This is a genomic window from Arcobacter sp. LA11 (genome assembly GCF_001895145.1).
In the GTDB taxonomy this organism is placed as follows: domain Bacteria; phylum Campylobacterota; class Campylobacteria; order Campylobacterales; family Arcobacteraceae; genus Halarcobacter.
Genome location: NZ_BDIR01000001.1, coordinates 112,459 through 133,211, shown reverse-complemented (window position 1 = coordinate 133,211; position 20,753 = coordinate 112,459). Strand labels below are relative to the sequence as shown.

16 protein-coding genes are annotated in these 20,753 nt (G+C 29.0%); 12 read left to right on the top strand and 4 right to left on the bottom strand.

Annotated elements, in window-relative coordinates; all coding sequences use genetic code 11:
* Positions 1-247: 247 nt before the first annotated feature.
* Positions 248-1,600, bottom strand: a complete 1,353-nt coding sequence (locus BT997_RS00685) for an acetyl-CoA carboxylase biotin carboxylase subunit (RefSeq protein WP_072679463.1) — start codon at positions 1,598-1,600, stop codon at positions 248-250.
* Between the two features lie 9 nt (positions 1,601-1,609).
* Positions 1,610-2,074 carry an acetyl-CoA carboxylase biotin carboxyl carrier protein gene (accB, locus tag BT997_RS00680; RefSeq protein ID WP_072679462.1) on the bottom strand — a complete coding sequence of 155 codons (465 nt, stop codon included), beginning with the start codon at positions 2,072-2,074 and terminating at the stop codon, positions 1,610-1,612.
* Positions 2,075-2,294: 220 nt separating this feature from the next.
* Between accB and BT997_RS00675 the strand changes: the two genes are divergently transcribed.
* Both BT997_RS00675 and BT997_RS00670 read left to right on the top strand, forming a co-directional pair.
* Positions 2,295-2,729: a dCMP deaminase family protein gene (locus tag BT997_RS00675; protein WP_072679461.1), complete on the top strand. Its 435-nt coding sequence runs from the start codon at positions 2,295-2,297 to the stop codon at positions 2,727-2,729.
* Between the two features lie 3 nt (positions 2,730-2,732).
* A complete protein-coding gene (locus BT997_RS00670) occupies positions 2,733-3,302 on the top strand; it encodes a class I SAM-dependent methyltransferase (RefSeq protein WP_072679460.1) in 570 nt (189 codons plus the stop codon).
* A gap of 15 nt (positions 3,303-3,317) precedes the next feature.
* Here BT997_RS00670 and BT997_RS00665 read toward each other — a convergent pair whose 3' ends face one another.
* Positions 3,318-4,202, bottom strand: a complete 885-nt coding sequence (locus tag BT997_RS00665) for a GyrI-like domain-containing protein (RefSeq protein ID WP_072679459.1) — start codon at positions 4,200-4,202, stop codon at positions 3,318-3,320.
* A 118-nt stretch (positions 4,203-4,320) separates the two neighbouring features.
* On the opposite strand from BT997_RS00665, the gene BT997_RS00660 reads away from it, so the two are divergent.
* The 9 genes from BT997_RS00660 (at position 4,321) to BT997_RS00620 (ending at position 16,318) form a co-directional block, all read left to right on the top strand.
* Positions 4,321-5,100, top strand: a complete 780-nt coding sequence (locus BT997_RS00660) for a (Fe-S)-binding protein (RefSeq protein WP_258239401.1) — start codon at positions 4,321-4,323, stop codon at positions 5,098-5,100.
* A gap of 1 nt (position 5,101) precedes the next feature.
* The gene (locus BT997_RS00655; protein WP_072679457.1) at positions 5,102-6,475 is read left to right on the top strand and encodes a lactate utilization protein B; all 1,374 of its coding nucleotides are present in this window, start codon (positions 5,102-5,104) and stop codon (positions 6,473-6,475) included.
* Positions 6,468-7,052, top strand: coding sequence for an LUD domain-containing protein (locus BT997_RS00650; RefSeq protein ID WP_072679456.1), 585 nt, complete (start codon positions 6,468-6,470; stop codon positions 7,050-7,052). Before BT997_RS00655 ends, BT997_RS00650 begins: the two co-directional genes overlap by 8 nt.
* A 29-nt stretch (positions 7,053-7,081) precedes the next feature.
* Complete coding sequence (locus BT997_RS00645; RefSeq protein WP_072679455.1) at positions 7,082-9,319, top strand: ABC transporter substrate binding protein; 2,238 nt, start codon at positions 7,082-7,084, stop codon at positions 9,317-9,319.
* A complete protein-coding gene (locus tag BT997_RS00640; RefSeq protein ID WP_072679454.1) occupies positions 9,300-9,944 on the top strand; it encodes a response regulator transcription factor in 645 nt (214 codons plus the stop codon). The genes BT997_RS00645 and BT997_RS00640 overlap by 20 nt, the downstream gene beginning before the upstream one ends.
* Positions 9,945-10,134: 190 nt before the next feature.
* The gene (locus BT997_RS00635) at positions 10,135-11,202 is read left to right on the top strand and encodes a TRAP transporter substrate-binding protein (protein WP_258239400.1); all 1,068 of its coding nucleotides are present in this window, start codon (positions 10,135-10,137) and stop codon (positions 11,200-11,202) included.
* 128 nt (positions 11,203-11,330) lie between these two features.
* Entirely contained in the window at positions 11,331-11,951 is a 621-nt protein-coding gene (locus tag BT997_RS00630; RefSeq protein WP_072679452.1) for a TRAP transporter small permease subunit, read from the top strand.
* Complete coding sequence (locus BT997_RS00625; RefSeq protein WP_072679451.1) at positions 11,948-13,297, top strand: TRAP transporter large permease subunit; 1,350 nt, start codon at positions 11,948-11,950, stop codon at positions 13,295-13,297. Before BT997_RS00630 ends, BT997_RS00625 begins: the two co-directional genes overlap by 4 nt.
* Positions 13,298-13,480: 183 nt before the next feature.
* Positions 13,481-16,318 carry an FAD-binding and (Fe-S)-binding domain-containing protein gene (locus BT997_RS00620; protein ID WP_072679450.1) on the top strand — a complete coding sequence of 946 codons (2,838 nt, stop codon included), beginning with the start codon at positions 13,481-13,483 and terminating at the stop codon, positions 16,316-16,318.
* Here BT997_RS00620 and BT997_RS00615 read toward each other — a convergent pair whose 3' ends face one another.
* Positions 16,319-19,756, bottom strand: coding sequence for a transporter substrate-binding domain-containing protein (locus BT997_RS00615; protein ID WP_072679449.1), 3,438 nt, complete (start codon positions 19,754-19,756; stop codon positions 16,319-16,321).
* A gap of 157 nt (positions 19,757-19,913) precedes the next feature.
* Between BT997_RS00615 and BT997_RS00610 the strand changes: the two genes are divergently transcribed.
* Positions 19,914-20,738 (top strand): peptidylprolyl isomerase, encoded by an 825-nt coding sequence (locus BT997_RS00610; protein ID WP_072679448.1) that lies wholly within the window; start codon positions 19,914-19,916, stop codon positions 20,736-20,738.
* The last annotated feature ends 15 nt before the right edge of the window (positions 20,739-20,753 follow it).

Sequence of the window (20,753 nt, the reverse complement as noted above, 5' to 3'; positions counted from 1 at the left end):
CAACAAGTTGCTCTTTACGTGTATTTATACCATCGCGGTATATTAAGATTTAAAAAATACACGGTTATAACTTCTGATTCTAAATAAATTTTAGTTAAAAAACTGGTTGCTTACATTAATAAAGCAGGCTTTGAAATTCGAAACTCAAAGTAAATATAGTATATAAATGTGTATGATTTCGCGGATTATATCTAAATTAATATAAATTTAAGCTTTTATAAAAAAAGTAGGCTTCTGCCTACCCTTTTTATAATTGATCAAGGCTTTTGTAACCTTCTAAGTATTTTGTATCGTAGTTGTTTGAAATAAAATCTTTGTTTTCCATCATTTTTTGATGGAAAGGAATTGTAGTTTTAATTCCTTCTACTTCAAATTCATTAAGAGCTCTTTTCATAATATTTATAGCTTTTTCTCTATCTCTTCCCCAAACAATTAGTTTTCCAATCATTGAGTCATAATATGGAGGCACATCATATCCGGCATAAACATGAGAATCAACTCTTACATTTCTTCCACCAGGAACCATCCATTGTTTTACCCGTCCAGGACAAGGTAAAAATGAACTAGGGTCTTCAGCTGTGATTCTAACTTCAATAGCATGACCTCTGAATTTAATTTTTTCTTGAGGTGGTAATTCATCACCTTCAGCTACTTTAATCATCCATTCAACAATATCAAGTCCTGATACCATTTCTGAAACTGGATGTTCAACTTGAAGTCTTGTATTCATTTCCATAAAGTAGATATTTTGTTTATCATCTGCTAAAAATTCAAAAGTTCCAGCACCTTCATACTCTAAATATTTAGTTGCTTTTACTGCTACAGCATGTAAATGAGCTCTTGTTTCATCATTTAATAAAATCGCAGGAGATTCTTCAATAACTTTTTGATGTCTTCTTTGTAAAGAACAATCTCTTTCACCAATATGGATTGCATTTCCATGAGAATCACCAATAACTTGAACTTCAATATGTCTTGGATTATTGATAAATCTTTCAAGGTACATAGTTCCATCACCAAATGCAGCTAATGCTTCAGAAGATGCAGCCATAAATAGTTGGTCAAAATCAGACTCATCATTTATAAGCCTCATTCCTCTTCCACCACCACCAGCAGATGCTTTAGCCATAATAGGATAACCTATTTCTAGAGCTACTTTTCTTCCTTCTTCTAATGAATGAACAGCACCATCAGAACCAGGAACAACTGGAACACCAGCTTTAATCATTTCATCTTTTGCTTTTGATTTATCAGCCATTTTATCCATTACTTCAACAGATGGACCAATAAACTTAATATTGTGAAGTCTACAAATTTCTACGAAATCTTGATTTTCAGAAAGAAAACCATATCCTGGGAAAATTGCATCACAACCAGTCATTTCAGCAGCAGTAATAATTGCAGGGATATTTAAATACGAATCAATCGATTTAACATCTCCAATACAAACTGCTTCATCAGCATGCTTTAAATATGATGCATTTTTATCCCCAGCAGAATATACAGCAACAGATTTTTTACCCATTTCTCTAATAGTTCGAACAGCTCTTTGAACTATTTCACCCCTATTAGCAATTAGTATTTTTTTAATTTCAGCCATAGTTATGTCTTATTGTTTTTCTACAACGAAAAGTGGCATATCATATTCTACAGGGTTACCATCCTCAACTAAAACTTTTACAATTTTACAATCAAAGTCAGCTTCAACTTCATTCATAATTTTCATTGCTTCTAAGATACATAAAGTTTGTCCCTTCTTAACAGTATCACCAGCTTTTACAAATGCAGGAGATTCAGGAGATGGTGAAGCATAATAAGTACCTACCATTGGAGAGTTAATTGTATCTCCACTTACAGGAGCTGAAGTCTCAACTGAAGCAGGTGCTACAGCGACTGGTGCAGCAACAGCAGGTGCTGCTACAGGCGCAGCAACAGGAGTGGCAGTAGATACAACAGTACCACCTTCAAATCCAGTTTGCATAGAAATTTCAAAATCTCCATCTTTTACTTTTAATTTATTTAATTCACTTTTATCAAATACTCTTATTAATTCTTTTATCTCTTTAAAATCCATGTTCAACCTTTTATAATCAAATTTTGGAAATAATACCATAAATATTGTTATAAAATCTTTTATTAAAATTAATAAAACATCTTAAATTTATAGTTTTTAACTAAAAACTACTAAAAATTTGAGTAAAATCAATAAAAATATGAAAAAATATGAAATTTTATTTTTTTGCAACTTTTATGTAATTAATTGAAATTAAAAGAAATAAATACTAGGGATTACTATGATAAGTGACAGAAATTTTATCAATATTGCACATGAAATTGCAAGTGCATCAAAATGTGTATCAAAACAAGTGGGAGCAGTTATTGTAAAAGATGGAAGAATTCTTTCAACAGGATACAATGGAACACCAGCAGGTTATACTAATTGTAGTTCCCATTGGAATGGAGAATATACAAAAGATCATCATGATTGGTCAAAAACATATGAAATTCATGCAGAAATGAATGCAATTATCTGGGCAGCAAGAAAAGGTATAAGTATAGAAGGTGGAACAATTTTTGTTACATTAGAGCCTTGTAGTGAATGTTCAAAAAACCTTATAGCAGCAGGTATTACTAGAATTGTATTTGATAAAGCTTATGAACATACAAATTCTGATGTTGTATCAAAGTTTATAGAAGATAATGGCGTAGTAATTGAACAATTAAAGTAGCATATGAAAAAAATAGATAACTATAAGTTTTATAAAGATTCGTATAAGGAGCATGGAGCAACAGCCCAAGGTGTTCATTGGGATTCAGAATTTACTCAAAATAAAAGGTTTGAAATATTAACAAATTTTATTAAAAATGATTTAGAAAACTCTTCTTTAATTGATGTGGGGTGTGGATATGGGGCATATCTTACTTACTTAAAAAAAGAAAATCTTTTTCCTAATATATATTTAGGAATTGATTGTGAAAGATTTATTATTGATATCACATCAAAAAAATTTGATAAAAATGTTTTTATCAAATGTGATATCTTAAAAGATGAAATGCCAAAAGCTGATTATCTCATATGTAGTGGAGCATTAAATATATTAACTCAAATTGATTTCTTAGAAGCAATAGAAAACTGTTTTTATGCCTCTAGTAAAGGTTTTATATTTAACTTTTTAACAAACCATAGTGTACATAATTTAAGTACTGAAATCATCTACGGTTTTTGTAAAAAACTAACAAAAAAAGTAACCATCTCAGAAAATTACCTACCAAATGACTCTACTATCTTTTTAGAAAAATAAATTACTCTTCAATTATTAAATATATTGTATTGGAAGATATAAAGTTGCTTGAAACTCTCCACTTGGATGAGTGTAATGGTTTTGATTTAATACTGTATGTGCAGGATTTGTTGTAGTTTCAAAGCCACTTTTTGGAAGCCAATCGTGATATACCCATTGCAAAAACCTTAAGATGTCTCCGTGTTTTCCATTAATTTCAAAAGAAGCATATAAACCACCAGCAATTTTAAAGTAAGGTAGATTTGTATTTGATAAATCTACTTCTTCATCAACGAAAACTGCTGCGACGTAGACACAATCATTTGCAGGTGTAATTACAGGATTATCATGATAGAAAGCTAATTCTTTATATTTTGTTATATTATTAGTAAAAATCCAAGCCTGAATTTTTTGCCATGTCTTTTTTAATGTTTCTTTACTATATCCTTTATTTCTTAGATAATAAATTTTCATTGAATCTAGTTTTACAATTTTTGGTTCAATTTGTAAAAAATTCTCAATTTTATTAAAATCAATATCGATATTTTTTAAGATATTATTAGAATACTTTTTATGACCTCCATCTCTCCACTCTTTTGGGGTTTGATTAAATCTTAATTTGAATGCCCTTATAAAAGAAGGTTGAGAAGAGTACCCACACATATTGGCAATTTGCTTAATTGTAGATGATTTATTAGTAAGTAATAAATTAGAAGCTTTATATAACCTAATATCTTTAATAGCTTCATATATATTTTTGCCTATTTGTTCTTTAAATAGTTTTTGAAAATATACTCGGCTTATTTCAAACTTACTTGCTAGATGATCAATATTGATATCTGTATCTATATAATTATATATATAGTTCATTGTGTAGTTTGCTATTTGAGTATGTCTGTTTTGAGTTGTCTTTTTTTGCATTTTTGCTTTATTATATTAAAAATAGATATAAAAAATGTTAAAAATAGATAACAATTAATTAAAAATTATCATATTGTTCTTATATAATAATATTAGAATGAATATAAGACGAAAAGAAATGAAAAAAATACCATATGGTAGACTAGGAGAGAAAATGAAAGTTGGATTATTTATTCCCTGTTTTATGAATGAACTATACCCAAAGAGTTGTGTAGCAACTCTAAAACTTCTAAAAAACTTAGATTTAGATGTTGATTATCCACTTGAGCAAACATGTTGTGGACAACCAATGGCAAATTCTGGATGTTCAAAAGATATGAAAGCACTAGCAATAAATTTTGTTGAAACATTTAAAAAATACGATTATATTGTCGCTCCTACAGGTTCTTGTGTAACTATGGTTAAAGATCATTATGAACCATTTTTTGATGAAGATGATAAAGATTACAATAAAGTAAAAGCTTCAATATATGAAGTATGTGAATTTCTACATGATGTAATAAAAGTAGAAAAACTAGATGTATCATTTCCACATAAAGTTGGAGTACATAACTCATGTCATGGACATAGATCATTAGGATTAGGCAGTCCTAGTGAATTAAATGTACCACCATTAAATAAACTAAAAAATCTTTTAGGACTTATAAAAGATATTGAAATTGTTGATTTAAAAAGAGATGATGAGTGTTGTGGTTTTGGGGGAACATTCTGTGTTACAGAAGAGGCAATTTCTGTAGCAATGGGAAAAGACAGAATTAAAGACCATATAGAAGCACAAGCTGAAGTTATGACAGGTGCAGACATGTCATGTTTAATGCATATGGAAGGGATAATCAATAGAGATGGAAAACCTTTAAAAGTTATGCATATCACAGAAATTTTAGCTGGGGAGGTGTAAGATGAGTATTAAACACCCTGAAAATGCTGCAAAATTCGTAGCTAATGATGAAAGAATGCACTGGCATGATAAGGCACTATGGTTTGTTAGAGAGAAAAGAGATAAAGCTTCAAAAAGTATTCCTGAATGGGAACAACTAAGAGAATATGCAGATCAAATTAAAACTCATACCATGAGTAATCTAGATACATATTTACTAGAATTCGAAGAAAATGCAACTAAAAGAGGGATAACTGTACATTGGGCAAAAGATGCCCAAGAACATAATGAGATTGTACATAAACTTTTAAGTGCAAATAAGGTGACAAAACTTGTAAAGTCAAAATCTATGCTTACAGAAGAGTGTCACTTAAATCCATACTTAGAAAGTAGAGGAATTCAAGTTGTTGATACAGACTTAGGAGAAAGAATCGTTCAATTAAGAGACGAGCCACCCTCACATATCGTACTTCCAGCTATACATCTTAAAAAATCAGATGTATCTGATACTTTCCATGAGCATTTGGGAACTCAAAAAGGAAATGATGATCCTACTTATCTTACACGAGCTGCAAGAGCTTCTTTAAGAGAAGACTTCTTAACTGCACAAGCTGGATTAACGGGTGTAAACTTTGCAATTGCAGAAACTGGTGGAGTTGTAGTTTGTACAAATGAAGGAAATGCAGATATGGGAGCTTCCGTTCCTCCTTTACATATAGCTTCTATGGGAATTGAGAAAATTATTCCAAGATTAGAAGATTTATCTGTGTTTACAAGACTTTTAGCACGTAGTGCAACAGGACAACCTATAACTTCGTATACATCACACTTTCATGGACCTATTGAAGGTGGACAAATGCATATTGTAATTGTAGATAATAAAAGAACTCCATTTTTACAATCAGAATCTTATAAAAAAGCTTTAAATTGTATTAGATGTGGAGCTTGTATGAATACTTGTCCAATATACAGAAGATCAGGTGGTCATTCTTATGAGTATGTAATCCCAGGGCCAATTGGTTCAACATTATCTACTTTTAGAGCACCTAAAAAACATAAAACTTTATCATTTGCTTGTACTCTTTGTGGTTCTTGTACAAATGTATGTCCAGTAAAAATTGATTTAGATTCACAACTTTATACCCATAGACAAGATTTAAGAGAAAAGAATATTATCTCAAATCAAAAAAGATTAGGTATGCAAGCAGCTGTTTGGCTAATGACAAAACCTGCATTATTTAATTTTGTTGGAAAAGTTGCAAGGAAAATTGTTCCAAAACTTCCAAAAGGAATGATTTATAATAAATTTAATGTCTGGGGGAAACAAAGAGATTTACCAAATATGCCAGAAAAAAGTTTTAAAGATTTATATAAAGAAGGATTAAAAGATGACTAGCAAAGAACAGATACTTCAAAATATAAGAACTAATAATGTTGTAAAAAATACTCCTCTTCCAGACTATTCAAACTTTGGATTAACCTTTGAAGATAGATTTGAAAAATTCACAACTATGCTAGAAAGTGTAGGAGGAAAAGCATTAATCATCAAAAAAGAAGAATTAGATAAAACTATAAAAGAAATTTATCCTGATGAAAAAGTTATCTCAACAAATGTTGATATTTGTGGATTAGGAAATTTTGATTCAAATAAAGAAGATGATCCACATAATTTAAAGGATATAGACTTAGCAGTTGTAAAAGGCGAATTTGCAGTTGCAGAAAATGGCGCAGTATGGTTAAAAAATAAGGAGAATAGACATAGAAGCTTATATTTTATTGCACAAAATATTGTATTAGTTGTAAATAAAAACTCATTATTAAATAATATGCATGAAGCTTATGACTTAATATCATTTGAAAAATCAACTTATGGTGTATTTGTAAGTGGACCATCAAAAACTGCTGATATTGAACAGTCTTTAGTTATTGGTGCACATGGACCTAAGTCGGGGTATATTATTTTTGTTGAATAATGATATAATTTAACCTAATAAGGGTCTAAATGATACAACAAAGAGGAATCTTGCTTGCAGTAAAAAAATTATTCATCTTTTTTTTACTGCTATTAAATTTTTTATATGCTGCAAATAAAGAGGTATTATTACTTCATTCATACCATAAAGGTTATAAATGGAGTGATGATATTTCAAAAGCAATTGAAGAAAAATTTGGGCCTCATAGTGATATAGAACTTACAACATTGTATATGGATACAAAAAGAATTGTAGGTCCAATCTATCTTGATAAACTAGCAGAACTCTATAAAGAACAACTTTCACGAAGAAATTTTGATTTAATCATAGCAAGTGATAATAATGCCTTTGATTTTGCAATTAGATATCATGAATATTTGTTCAAAGGGCTTCCTGTATTATTTACGGGAATTAATAATTTTGACAAAGCACAACTTGACGAAAATTACATGACTAAATATATGAGTGGAGTTGTAGAACAAGTAGACTTAGAGAAAAATTTTGAGTTAATTTTAAAACTCCATCCAACATTGAAAAAACTTGTAATTGTAAATGATAGATCCAAAACAGGTTATGCAATAAAAAGAGATTTACGTCCAATAATTGAAAAATATTCCCAAAAAGTAGAAATAGAGTATGTGGATGATATTGAAATAAAAAATTTACAAAAAAAAGTTTCCCAACTAGATGATGATACTGTTATTCTTTTTGTACTTCTTTTTAAAGATAAAACTGGAAAATATTTCACTTATAAGCAGAGTTTAGAAGAAATTAGAAAAACAAGTGTCGTACCAATCTATGGGCTATGGGATTTTTATCTTGATTTTGGAATTGTTGGAGGGCTCTTAACTTCTGCCACAGCACAAGGTAACGCAGTTTCAGACATGGCTCTTAAAATTTTTAATGGAAAAAAAATAAAAGATATCCCCATTTTAGAAAAATCTCCAAATAAATATCTTTTTGATTATGAAGAGTTAAATAGATTTAATATAGATGTGGATAAACATTTAGAAGATTATGAACTTATAAACGAACCCCATGGATTTTTTAGAAAATATACAAAATTAGTAGTTATAACTATAACAATAATTCTTGTTTTAACAATAATGGTCTTTTCAATGAAAGCCAATATCCAAAGAAGAAAAATTGTAGAAAAAGATTTACAAAATAGAATCAAGTTTGATAAAGTACTATTAGATACTCTGCCTAATCCAATTTATTATAAAAATAAAGAAGGTAAGTTTTTAGGATGTAATAAAGCATTTTCGAACCTATTAAATATTAGAAAAAAAGATGTTATAGGAAAAACAGCTCATGACTTTTTTGCTCCTGATATTGCAAAAAGAAATGAAGAAGTAGATAAAGAATTACTAAAAAGCTTAGGTACTAATACTTCAGAAGTTACTCTTCACTTATCCAATAATCATATGAAACATATAATTATCAATAAAGCAGTTTATCTAAATAATGATAGTTCAATAGGTGGAATTGTATGTATCATGGATGATATTACTGAACGAATACAACAAAAACAATTTTTAATTCAACAAGGTAAACTAGCAGAAATGGGTGATATGGTTGCTGCAATTGCACACCAATGGAATGAACCATTAGTTGAATTGTCTGCTCATGTACAGGATATTCAGACCTCTTTTCTCTTAAATGAATTAAAAGACATTGATGTAAAAGATTTTGTAAATGATTCGATGGTTCAAATAAAATATATGTCACAAACATTAAGTGACTTTAGAAACTTTTTAAAACCATCTACAAAGAAAAAACTTTTCTCTATTAGAAAGTCTTTTGAAGATATATTTGAGATTATAGAAAAACAAATTTTTTATTCTAACATCAATATGAGTATTAACTATGATACACACGAAGAAGAATTGTTAATATATGGATACGAAAATGAGTTCAAACAAGTATTATTAAACCTTATTAACAATGCAAAGAATAAAATTGTAGAAAAAAAATCTGATGAAAAATTCAATTTAACAATTAATATTAGAAAAAGGCCATCATACACAGTTGTGGAGATTATTGATGATGGTGGTAATATTGATAGCAATATTATTGATAAAATATTTGAACCATACTTTACTACAAAAAAAGATGGTACAGGTTTTGGGCTTTATATGGCAAAAGTGATTATTGAAGATAAGATGGATGGAATTATAAGTGCACAAAATAAAGATAATAATGTTATATTTACATTAAAACTTCCTCATAATAAAGGTTTTTCAAATGAAAATACTACTTCTTGAAGATAATAAGAAATTAAATACTACTATTAAAAAACGTTTAGAACTTAAGGGATATAAGGTTTTTAACTATATTGATGGAAGAGATGCTTTAGATAACATTACTGAAGGATTTTCTTGTTTTATCTTAGATATAAACGTACCAAATATAGATGGAATAAAAATATTAAAAAAAATTAGAGAATACTATGATGAAGTTCCTGTAATTATAATAAGTGCTACAGTTGAACTTGATATTATAAAAGAATCATATGACTTTGGTTGTAACGATTATCTAAAAAAACCTTTCTTTATTGATGAGCTAGAAATAAAAGTAGAAAGACTTTGTCAAATAAAAGACGAAATTATACAATTTGATAAAAACTCTACTTTTGATTATAAATCTTCTACTATTACAATTAATGGAGAGATACAAAGACTCACAAAAAAAGAGAGATTGCTTATGAATCTTTTTTTAACAAAGAAAAATCAAGTCTTATCATATGAAGCAATAGAAAACTATGTATGGGAAGGCTCTTTTGCATCAATAGAATCAATAAGAAGTCTTATAAGAAGACTAAGAAAAGTTGTAAAAGAAGATTATATTCAAACAGTAGTTGATACTGGTTATATATTCAAAACTGACTAAAAATAGTAATTCTAGTACTAAAATAGCATTAAAATAGCATTTTTAGACAAATCCTTATTTTTAATGAACATATGCTCAAAACACTATATTATATAGCGATTTTTTTCTTAATATGACAAAAATATCATACCTTTTTCATTTAGTGCGGTTACAATTTGAATTGAGACAAAACAAAGGAGATCACATGAATATGTTCGGTAAAACGACAAAGCTACTTGTAGCTACTGCTTTAGTTGCAGGACTTGGAACTGCTGCAATGGCAAAAGACAAAGTTTACAAATGGAAATTAGCAACAACTTGGGGACCAACACTGTCACCATTTATTGATGCACCAAAAAATATGGCAAAACTTGTAAAAGAGATGTCAAATGGAAGATTACTAATTAGAGTAGATGCTTCAAATAAACATAAAGCTGCTTTAGGTATTTTAGATATGGTAAAAGGTGGTCAGTATGACATGGGTCACTCTGCATCTTATTACTGGAAAGGTAAAGATATTAATACTTTACCATTTACAACTATGCCATTTGGTATGACAGCTGTTGAGCAATACTCTTGGTTCTACTACGGTGGTGGTATGGACTTAATGAAAAAAGCATATAAAAAACATAAAGTATTATCATATCCTGGTGGAAACACTGGTAACCAAATGGGTGGATGGTTCAGAAAAGATATTAAAACTGTTGATGACTTAAAAGGTCTTAAAATGAGAATCCCTGGATTTGCTGGTGAAGTTATGGCAAAATTAGGATTAACAGTTACTAACATTGCTTCTGGTGAATTATATACATCACTAGAAAGAGGAACTATTGACGCATTAGAATGGGTTGGGCCTGGTATGGACATTAACATGGGATTCCACAAAATTGCTCCTTACTACTTTACAGGATGGCATGAGCCAGGAACTGAATTACAATTCCTAGTAAATGAAAGAAAATTCAATAAATTACCAAAAGATTTACAACAAATCTTAGTTACAGCTATGAGAGTTTCTGCATATGATATGTATGTACAAAACTACGCAATGTCAGCTGATGCTTGGTCAAAAATTGAGTCAGATTATCCAAATATTAAAATCAAAACTTTCCCTAAAGAAGTTATGGATGCTATGAAAAAAGCGAATGCAGACTTATTAGTTGAAAAAACTAAAGGTCAACCATTCTTAAAAGAGGTATTAGATTCTCAAGCTGCTTTCCAAAAGAAAGCTAGAGAGTGGACTAAAATGTCAGACTACCTATACTTAAAAGATAACTTATAAGATATCTAATTATAGTCCCCTTTTTAAGGGGACTACTTATATAATAACTAATGATGATAGGTAACATAAATATAATAAAACTAAATATATTTATCTGACTTATTTTTTAACATACCCAAAGGATTTTTATGTTGTTAAAACTAGAACGAGGCTTCAATAAGTTTGCAGACTTTATTGGACTTATAACTGCTATGGCAATGGTTCTAATGATTATAAATGTATTTTACGATGTTGTCATGAGATACTTTTTTAAATCAGGTTCAATTGCAATGCAAGAGATGGAATGGCACCTATTCTCTGTAATAATATTATTAGGTGTTGCTTATACTTTAAAAGAAGATGGGCACGTAAGAGTTGACTTAATTTATGATAGATTAACTCCAAGAAAAAAAGCTATGATTAACATGGTTGGTGCAATTCTATTTATTTTACCAATTGCTTTTTTAGTTGGAATTAGTTCAATTGATAATGCAGTAGAAGCATATCAATCAATGGAACAAAGTGGTGATCCAGGAGGATTGCATTATAGATGGATAGTAAAGGCTTTAATTCCTTTATCTTTCTTTTTATTGATTATTACAACAATTGGATTTTTTCTTAAAAATCTAAATACATATAAAGGATTACACGGATTAGAAGAATATAATCTAAAAGGTGAAATTGAAAATTTAAAACAAGAATTAGAAGAGCATAAGCATCACATAGTAGATATTGATGAAAAAGGTGATGAGAAAGGAGATTCAAAATGATTGGTATAATTATGTTTTTTACAGCATTGTTTATGTTGTTAATTGGATTTCCTGTTGCATTTACATTTGCTGCAGTATCAGTATTCTTCGGAATAATTGCAGGGATTGTAGAAATAGGTGCAGATGGTACTTTAATTGAAGGAATTATGGAAGGTATAGCAATGTTTGACTATATGCCTTTTAGAATCTATGCCATTCAACAAAATACAATTTTAATGGCAATTCCAATGTTTATTTTTATGGGAATTGTTTTACAAAAAACTGGTCTTGCAGAAAAACTATTAGAATCTATGGGATTCTTATTTGGAGAAATTAGAGGTGGAGTTGCTATCTCAACTGTACTTGTTGGTACATTACTAGCAGCATCAACAGGAGTTGTTGGAGCATCAGTTGTTGCAATGGGTGTAATATCCCTTCCTGTAATGTTAAAATACAAATATAATACAGAATTAGCAACAGGTACAATTTGTGCTTCTGGAACATTAGGGCAAATTATCCCTCCTTCAATTGTATTAATTATTTTAGGGGATGTATTTCAAGTTCCAGTTGGTGACCTTTTTAAATCAGCAGTTGGGCCAGGACTTGCATTAGTTGCAGCATATATTTTATATATTTTAGTTATGGCTTATTTCTTTAAAGATATGGCACCAGCTATTCCTTCTGATCCAAGTCGTGGAACTAAAAAGAAACAAGTACTAAAAGCATTAGTTGATATTATTCCATCATTAACGCTTATTATATTAGTACTTGGTTCAATTTTTGCTGGTGTTGCAACACCTACAGAATCAGCTGCAGTTGGTTGTATTGGAGCAATTGGTCTTGCATTAATGTATAGAACTTTTGAGTTAGATATGGTTAGAACAGCCGCATTAGAATCTGTTAAAATCACATCTATGGTATTTGGTATCTTAATTGGTGCAACAGCATTCTCAATGGTATTCTCATATACAGGTGGAGAAGAATTAGTTGAACATGCAATGCTTAGCTTACCAGGTGATGGGAAATGGGGATTTATAATCTTTACAATGTTGGCAATTTTAGTATTAGGTTTCTTTATTGATTTTATTGAAATTTCATATATTATTGTTCCAATTTTATTACCAGTAGCTGATGCTTTAGGAATTAATCCAGTTTGGTTTGCAATTTTAATTGCTATGAATTTACAAACATCGTTCTTAACCCCACCATTTGGATTTAGTCTCTTCTACTTAAAAGGGTGTGCCCCATCAAGTGTTAGGACTTCCCAGATTTATAAAGGGGTTTTACCATTCATTGCGATACAAGTCATCGTGCTTGCAATTGTAGCATTCTATCCAGAATTCTTCGGAATGGTATCTGATAGATAGAATTATATAGGAGTACATTATGTCTAAATTTTTGAAGCTTATTATTAATATAATATTCAAACAACAAGATAAAATGTACTCTTTTATTTACGATCCTCAACAAAGAATATACACTGTCCCAAGGCTTGAATAATAGAAATCATTTACAAATCATTATATAATAAAGAATACAAAGGATTTTAAATGTTAGAAACAAAATATCAAGAATTTTACGACAAAATTTCTCAAACAATAAATGAAAAAAATATCTTTACAGATAAATTACACACATTAGCATACGGTACTGATGCATCTTTTTATAGACTAATTCCAAAAATAGTTATTAAGACAGATACTCCAGAACAAGTAGCTTCAATTTTAGAGCTTGCAAATAACATGGAATTAAGCGTTACATTTAGAGCAGCAGGAACTTCTCTATCTGGACAAGCAATTACAGATTCTATATTAGTTGTTACTTCAAGAAACTTTAGAGACTTTAGATTATCAGAAGATAAAAAGTTAATCTCTTTACAGCCTGCAATTACAGGACAAGAAGCAAACAATATTTTAGCTCCATTTTCTAAAAAAATTGGTCCAGATCCAGCTTCAATAAATGCAGCTATGATTGGTGGAATTGCAGCAAACAATGCATCAGGAATGTGTTGTGGTATTGCCCAAAACTCTTATAAAACTCTTAAATCTATGAAATTGATTTTTCAAGATGGAGCAAGACTAGATACTGGATGTGAAAATAGTAAAGCAGAATTTAGAAAGACTCATGGAAACTTCTTAAAAGATTTAAAACAAATTGCAACAGATACAGTTAGCAATGAAGAATTAAGAGCAAAAATTGAAAAGAAATTCAAAATCAAAAATACATGTGGTTATTCACTAAATGCACTTATAGATTTTGAAGATGAATTTGAAATTTTACAACACTTAATAATTGGTTCAGAGGGAACTTTAGCTTTTATTGAAGAAATAACATACCAAACAGTAGAAGATTTAAAAGATAAAGCGTCTGCGCTTATTTACTTTAAAAATGTAAAAGAAGCCTGCAATGCTGTTACAAAAATAAAATTAGCAAGAGAAGCAAATAATATTACTGTAGATGCAGTAGAGCTAATGGATAGAGCAGGATTAAGAAGTATAGAAAACGATCCAGCAATGCCTGAATTTATTAAAGATTTTGATAATGAAGTAACTGCACTTTTAATTGAGACAAGAGCTGTAAATAAAGAAGCTTTAGACGTTCAAATTAAAGAGTTAGAAGAATTGCTTGCTGAATTTGTTGTAGTAAGAGATATTTACTTTACAAAAGATGTAGCAGAATACACACTTTACTGGAAAATTAGAAAAGGTCTATTCCCAGCAGTTGGTGCAGTTAGAGAAACAGGTACAACTGTAATCATTGAGGATGTTGCATACCCAATTGAAGTACTTGCAGAAGCCACTTTAGAACTTCAAGACTTATTTAAAAAGCATGGTTATGATGAAGCATTAATTTTTGGTCATGCATTAGAGGGTAACTTCCACTTTGTATTTACACAAGATTTTGCAATTGAATCAGAAGTAAAAAGATATGATGCATTTATGAATGATGTTGTAACTTCAGTTGCAGTTAAGTACCAAGGTAGCTTAAAAGCAGAGCATGGTACAGGTAGAAATATGGCTGCATTCATTGAAGTAGAATGGGGTAAAACTGCATATGAAATGATGAAAAGAATAAAAGACCTTTTTGATCCAAAAGAGCTTTTAAACCCAGGTGTTATTATAAATGATGATGCAGAAGCTCACCTTAAAAACTTAAAAGGTATGCCAGCAACAAATGAAATAGTTGATAAATGTATCGAATGTGGATTCTGTGAACCTACATGTCCATCAAATGACATAACATTAACTCCTAGACAAAGAATTGTAATCAATAGAGAAATATCAAGACTTGAATCAATTGGAGAAAAAGATGAAGCAAAAGAGTATAGAGATTTATATCAATATGATGGAATAGAAACTTGTGCTACATGTTCTTTATGTTCAACAGCTTGTCCAGTTAAAATCGATACAGGAAGTTTAACTAAACACCTAAGAGCAGAACAAATAAGTTCTAGTGCTGATAAAATAGCTAATACAATTGCAAATAACTTCTCTACAACTTTAAAAGGGATGAAGTTTGGTCTTAGCTCTGCAAACATAACACATGCAGTTTTTGGAACACCAAGTATGGGTTCTATTACGGAAACTTTAAGAGATTGGACAAATGGTAGTATTCCAAAATGGAGTCCATATTTACCAAAACCTGCAAAAATCAATTTAGATTTTGAACAACAGTTAACAAGTAAAAAAGTTGTTTATTTCCCTTCTTGTATTAATAGAAGTATGGGTAGAAGCTCTAAAACAACAGTTGATGAAGAGTTATTTGATTTAACAGTTAAATTACTTAAAAAAGCAGGTTTTCAAATCTTATTCCCTAATGACTTAGGAAATTTATGTTGTGGTATGCCATTTAGTTCAAAAGGTTTTAATAAACAAGCTAAACAAAAATCTGATGAATTGGAACATGCACTTCAAGAAGTTAGTAACTTTGGAGAATATCCAATACTTTGTGACACGAGTCCATGTACTAAAAAAATGCTAGAAGGTTTCTCTGATAAATTAAAAATCTATGAACCTATAGAATTTGCATTAGAACATTTTACGCAAGAGTTTGACTTTAATCCAATTGATGAACCAATTGCTATTCACTCAACATGTAGTTCAAGAAAAATGGGATTACATGAGAAATTCATTGAATTAGCAAAAATGTGTTCAACAAATGTTATTGTTCCTGACAATGTAAAATGTTGTGGTTTTGCAGGGGATAGAGGATTTAATTTCCCAGAATTAAATAACTCTGCACTTAGATTTTTAAAAGATGATGTTAAAGATGCTAAATATGCATTCTCAACATCAAAAACTTGTGAAATAGGATTAAGTGAACAAGCCGAATTAGATTATAATTCAATCTTCTATCTTATTGATGAGTGTACAACACCAAAACAATAATTATAAAGTGAGCCTAAACATGGCTCCTTTATAAAGAACTCCTTCATAAGTATAGTTATCATTAGAAACATCAATTGTTCCTTTCATACTCTCTACAATGATTTTATTAGTCATATATAAACCTACACCTGTTCCTTGAGATTTATGTTTAGTTGTAAAGTAAGGTTCAAAAACTTTATCAAGGATATCTTTAGATATCCCATTTGCATTGTCTTTAATAGTTAATAAAACAGTATTATTTTCTTTCTTTCCATCTATAAGAATAAGTCTATTTTCTATATTACGCTCAACAAATGCATCTTTAGAATTAGAAATTATATTTATAATTGCTTGAGAAAACTCATTTTCAAAATTATTTATAATAATATCTTCTTCAATATTTGTAACAACATTAATATGTTCAGTTTTTATCATTGAATTTAAAATAGTCAAATCTTTTTTGATATGTTCTTTTAAATCAAAATCTTTTTTAGTTTTATTATCTTTTATAAAATTTGTAAAATCATTAATTGTATTAGATAAATAATTAGTATTTAAAACAATTGAATCCATTGTTTCATTAAACATATTATCATTTAGCATCCCCATATCTTTTTGTATTTGAATACCACTTGCCGCAGTAGAAATAACAGATAGAGGTTGTCTCCATTGATGGGCTATATTTCCTAACATCTCACCTAATGCAACCATTTTTGTATGTTCTGTCAATAATCTTTCTTTATGTTTTATATCTGATAAATCAATAAAAGCAGAAACTCTAACTTCACTATTTCTAAGAATAAAATTGTATCCTTTTACTAAAACAGGGAAAACAGTACCATCCATTTTTATAGCATTTATTTCATAAGCAGAAGTTAACTTTTTTTCTCTTTTCTCTTTTACTTCTTCATGAAATAACGGGTCCACTATGTCAAGTGCAGATAATTCTAATAAATCAGATTTATCCTTATAACCAAAAAGTTTCACAGCTTCTGAATTTGCATTAATACATTTGTCATCTTTCCATACAAAAATTGCTTCTATTGTAGAATTAATCAAATGTTCAAACTCTTCATTTGCTTCTTGTAATATTTTCTGAGAATTTAATAACATATTGTTTTGTTTCTTTAACATATTTTGTCTATAGAAAAAGAAACCTAAAATAATCGAAATTGCAATTGCAATTTTCCATGCTAACGAAGAATCAAAAGATTTATCATAAGTTACAGAAACCCATTTGTTTAAGATACTACGGTGATCACTTGGTTTTAATTCAGATATTATTTTGTCAAAAATACTTTTTAGTAATGGTTCATCATTTCGTACAGCAACACCAAGTTCTAGATTTTCATCTACCTCTCCTGCAATTTTTACACTTCCAAGATAATTCTTCTGTACACTATAACCTACAACGGCTAAGGAATCTACAAAACCATAAATCTCACCAGAAATAACCTTATTCATACCATCATCTACATTTTCAACTTCTACAAGATTTAGCTTAGGATATTTATTTTTTAAAATTTCATAATATGCATACCCTTTTACAACACCTATTTTATAATTTAAAACATCTGTGAAACTCGTAACAAAAGGCTTCATAAGATCTGTAGCCATTACTAAAGGTACATCAATATAACTTTTTGAAAAATCCAAGTATTTTAATCTCATAGGAGTAGGAATTGCTAAAGAAATCAAATCACATTTTCTCTGTTTTACATAAGAAAGAGTTTGCGTCCAGTTATCAGTATTAACCAACTTAACAGGAATAGGAATAACTTTTCTAAAAATATCAAAATAATCAGAAGACATACCTATATGTTTATTATTTTTGATTTGTTCATATGGCATCCAATTGGGATCAACACACATTTTTATAACTTTTTTGTTTTTCATGTACATTAATTCATCATTATTAAATTTTAATCCCAAAGGGTTAGAGAAATTAGTTCTTTTACCAAACCACTTCTCTTTTAATGCCAAAATATCTTTTTCTTTTATCGTAGCCATTGTTTTTCGTAAGATAGATTCCATTAAAGGCCAATCTTTTCTTATGGCATATCGACCAATTGTTTTAGGTAAATAAACATTATTTAATATAGGTTTGGTTTTTATTTCCGAAAAGAAATTTCTTTTTATTAGATATTGCATTACAGGTTCTGTTGAAACAACAGCATCAATCTCTCCTGCTTTTAAACCAACCAATGCCTCTAAATTGCTTTTATAAATCACTCTTTTTATTTTAGGATAGTGTTTTTTTAGATTATCTACAAACCAATAGCCTCCTAAAATACCTACTTTTTTACCTGATAAAGTTTCTAAAGAAGCTTTTTTTATATTCTTTTCTAATGTTGCTATACCTATATAGGTTTCTAAAAGAGGGGTACTAAATATAGCATACATTTCCCTTTCAGGTGTTTTTTTCATCATAGGTAAAATATCAATTCTTGTATCTTTTAAATCTTGTATTGATTCTTTCCAAGTTTGATTTTTTACATAACGTACTTCTATTCCTAATTTTTTAGCAATAAGATTTGTATAGTCTATTACATAACCTTTTTCCTTACTATCTTCAGTAAAAGAAAAAGGATAATAATCCTTTGCCACACGAGTTAATATATAAGGAATCTTTTTTAAAAAGTCTTTTTCTTGTTCAGTTAGAACAACAATATCATCTTTTACATTCATCCATTTTCTGTTTAATAATAAGATTTCTTCTTCTGTAATACTTTCAATAGCTTTATTAATAATTGGAACTAAAATTTCCCAATCTTTTCTAACTGCAATGTGCAAACTTCGTTTTAAATCTTCTATCTCTATACGATGTACTATTTTAAGATTATTCAGTAAATATCTATTTTTAATATAATTAGCAGTAATAAAATATTCAATAGCCGCATCTGCCTTTCCAAAGGCTACAGCTTCAAGTTTTTCCTTTGAAGTATCAAACTCTTTAAATATTATTTCTGGATAGTTTTTTTTTAAATATTTTGTTGAACTCCAGCCTTTTACAACAGCAACAGTTTTAAATTTCAAATCATTTAAAGAGTCTATTTCTGACTGAATATCCGTACTTACAATAGATAAATCTGCATCAAGAATACTCTTAGCATAATTTATATACTCTTTTCTTTTTTCAATATAAGAAATAGGGTGAATTATATCGATTTCTTTTGCTTTAATTTTTTCTATTAGATTTGACCAAGTATCAGTTTCAAACTTAAACTCTACGCCCAACTTTGATCCGATTAATTTTAAATAATCAATAGAATAACCTTTTGCTACTCCTTGTTCATTGTAATCATAAGGTGCCCAATCTTTTTCGTTTGATACTATAATTTGAGGATGTGTTTTTAGGAATTCTTTTTCTTCAGTATTCAATTTATCAAAAAATTGAGTATTTGAAAGTGCAAATACGTAATTTGAAAATACGTATAATATTATAATTAACAATCTCATTTTAACGTCCTAATATAAGTAAAATAATATCAAATTATGAGACAAAAAGCAATATTTAAAACTAAAATAATTTTTAATTTTATTGTTTGGATTTAAGTAAAACATTTATTTTACTATTCTTATGGTAAAATGTCCGTTTTATTAATAAAGGATTAAAATGAATAAAATGATATTTACCTTAATAATGTCTATTACAATCTCTTTTGCAGGGATGGTTGATGGAATTGCATTAGTTGTAAACGATGACCCAATTACTCTATTTGATATTGAGAAAAGAAAGTATGAAAAGAAACTTTCAAAAGAAGATGCGGTTAGTCAATTAATTGACGAAGCATTATTTAGCCAACTAGTAAGAAAAAATAACATAACAGCTGATGTATTTGATGTGAATAACTATTTAGAAAAACTAGCTGCTTCAAATGGTATGGATTTATATACATTTAAATCGATAATCAAACAAAAGTATAAAGATTATGATAGATATGAAGAGCAAACAAAAAATTTAATTATTAGACAAAAATTAACAGATAAGCTTGTTCGTGGTAATTTAAAACTTGCTTCAGAAGAAGATTTAAAAATCTATTATGAAAATAACAGTAGTAAATTTCAAATGGCTTCAAAAGTAAGTGCAATTCAATATTCATCAAAAGATAAAGCAGAATTAATCAATATAAGAAAAAATCCAATGGCAAATGTTCCAGGGATTAGTAAAAGTAGAGTTGAATTAGATCAATCAAATTTAAATCCACAGTTAAGATATATTATCAATGAAACGAAGATTAATCAATTTACTCCAGTATTTACATCAAACAAACAATTTGTATCTTTATTGATTGTTGAAAAAGAAGATCAAGAAACAATCGAATTTGAAAACGTAAGAGATAGAATATTTAACATCGTAATGCAAGATAGAGAAAAAAAATATTTAAAAGATTATTTTGAAAAGTTAAAACTATCTGCAGATATAAAAATAGTAAGATAAAAAGGAAAAATATAT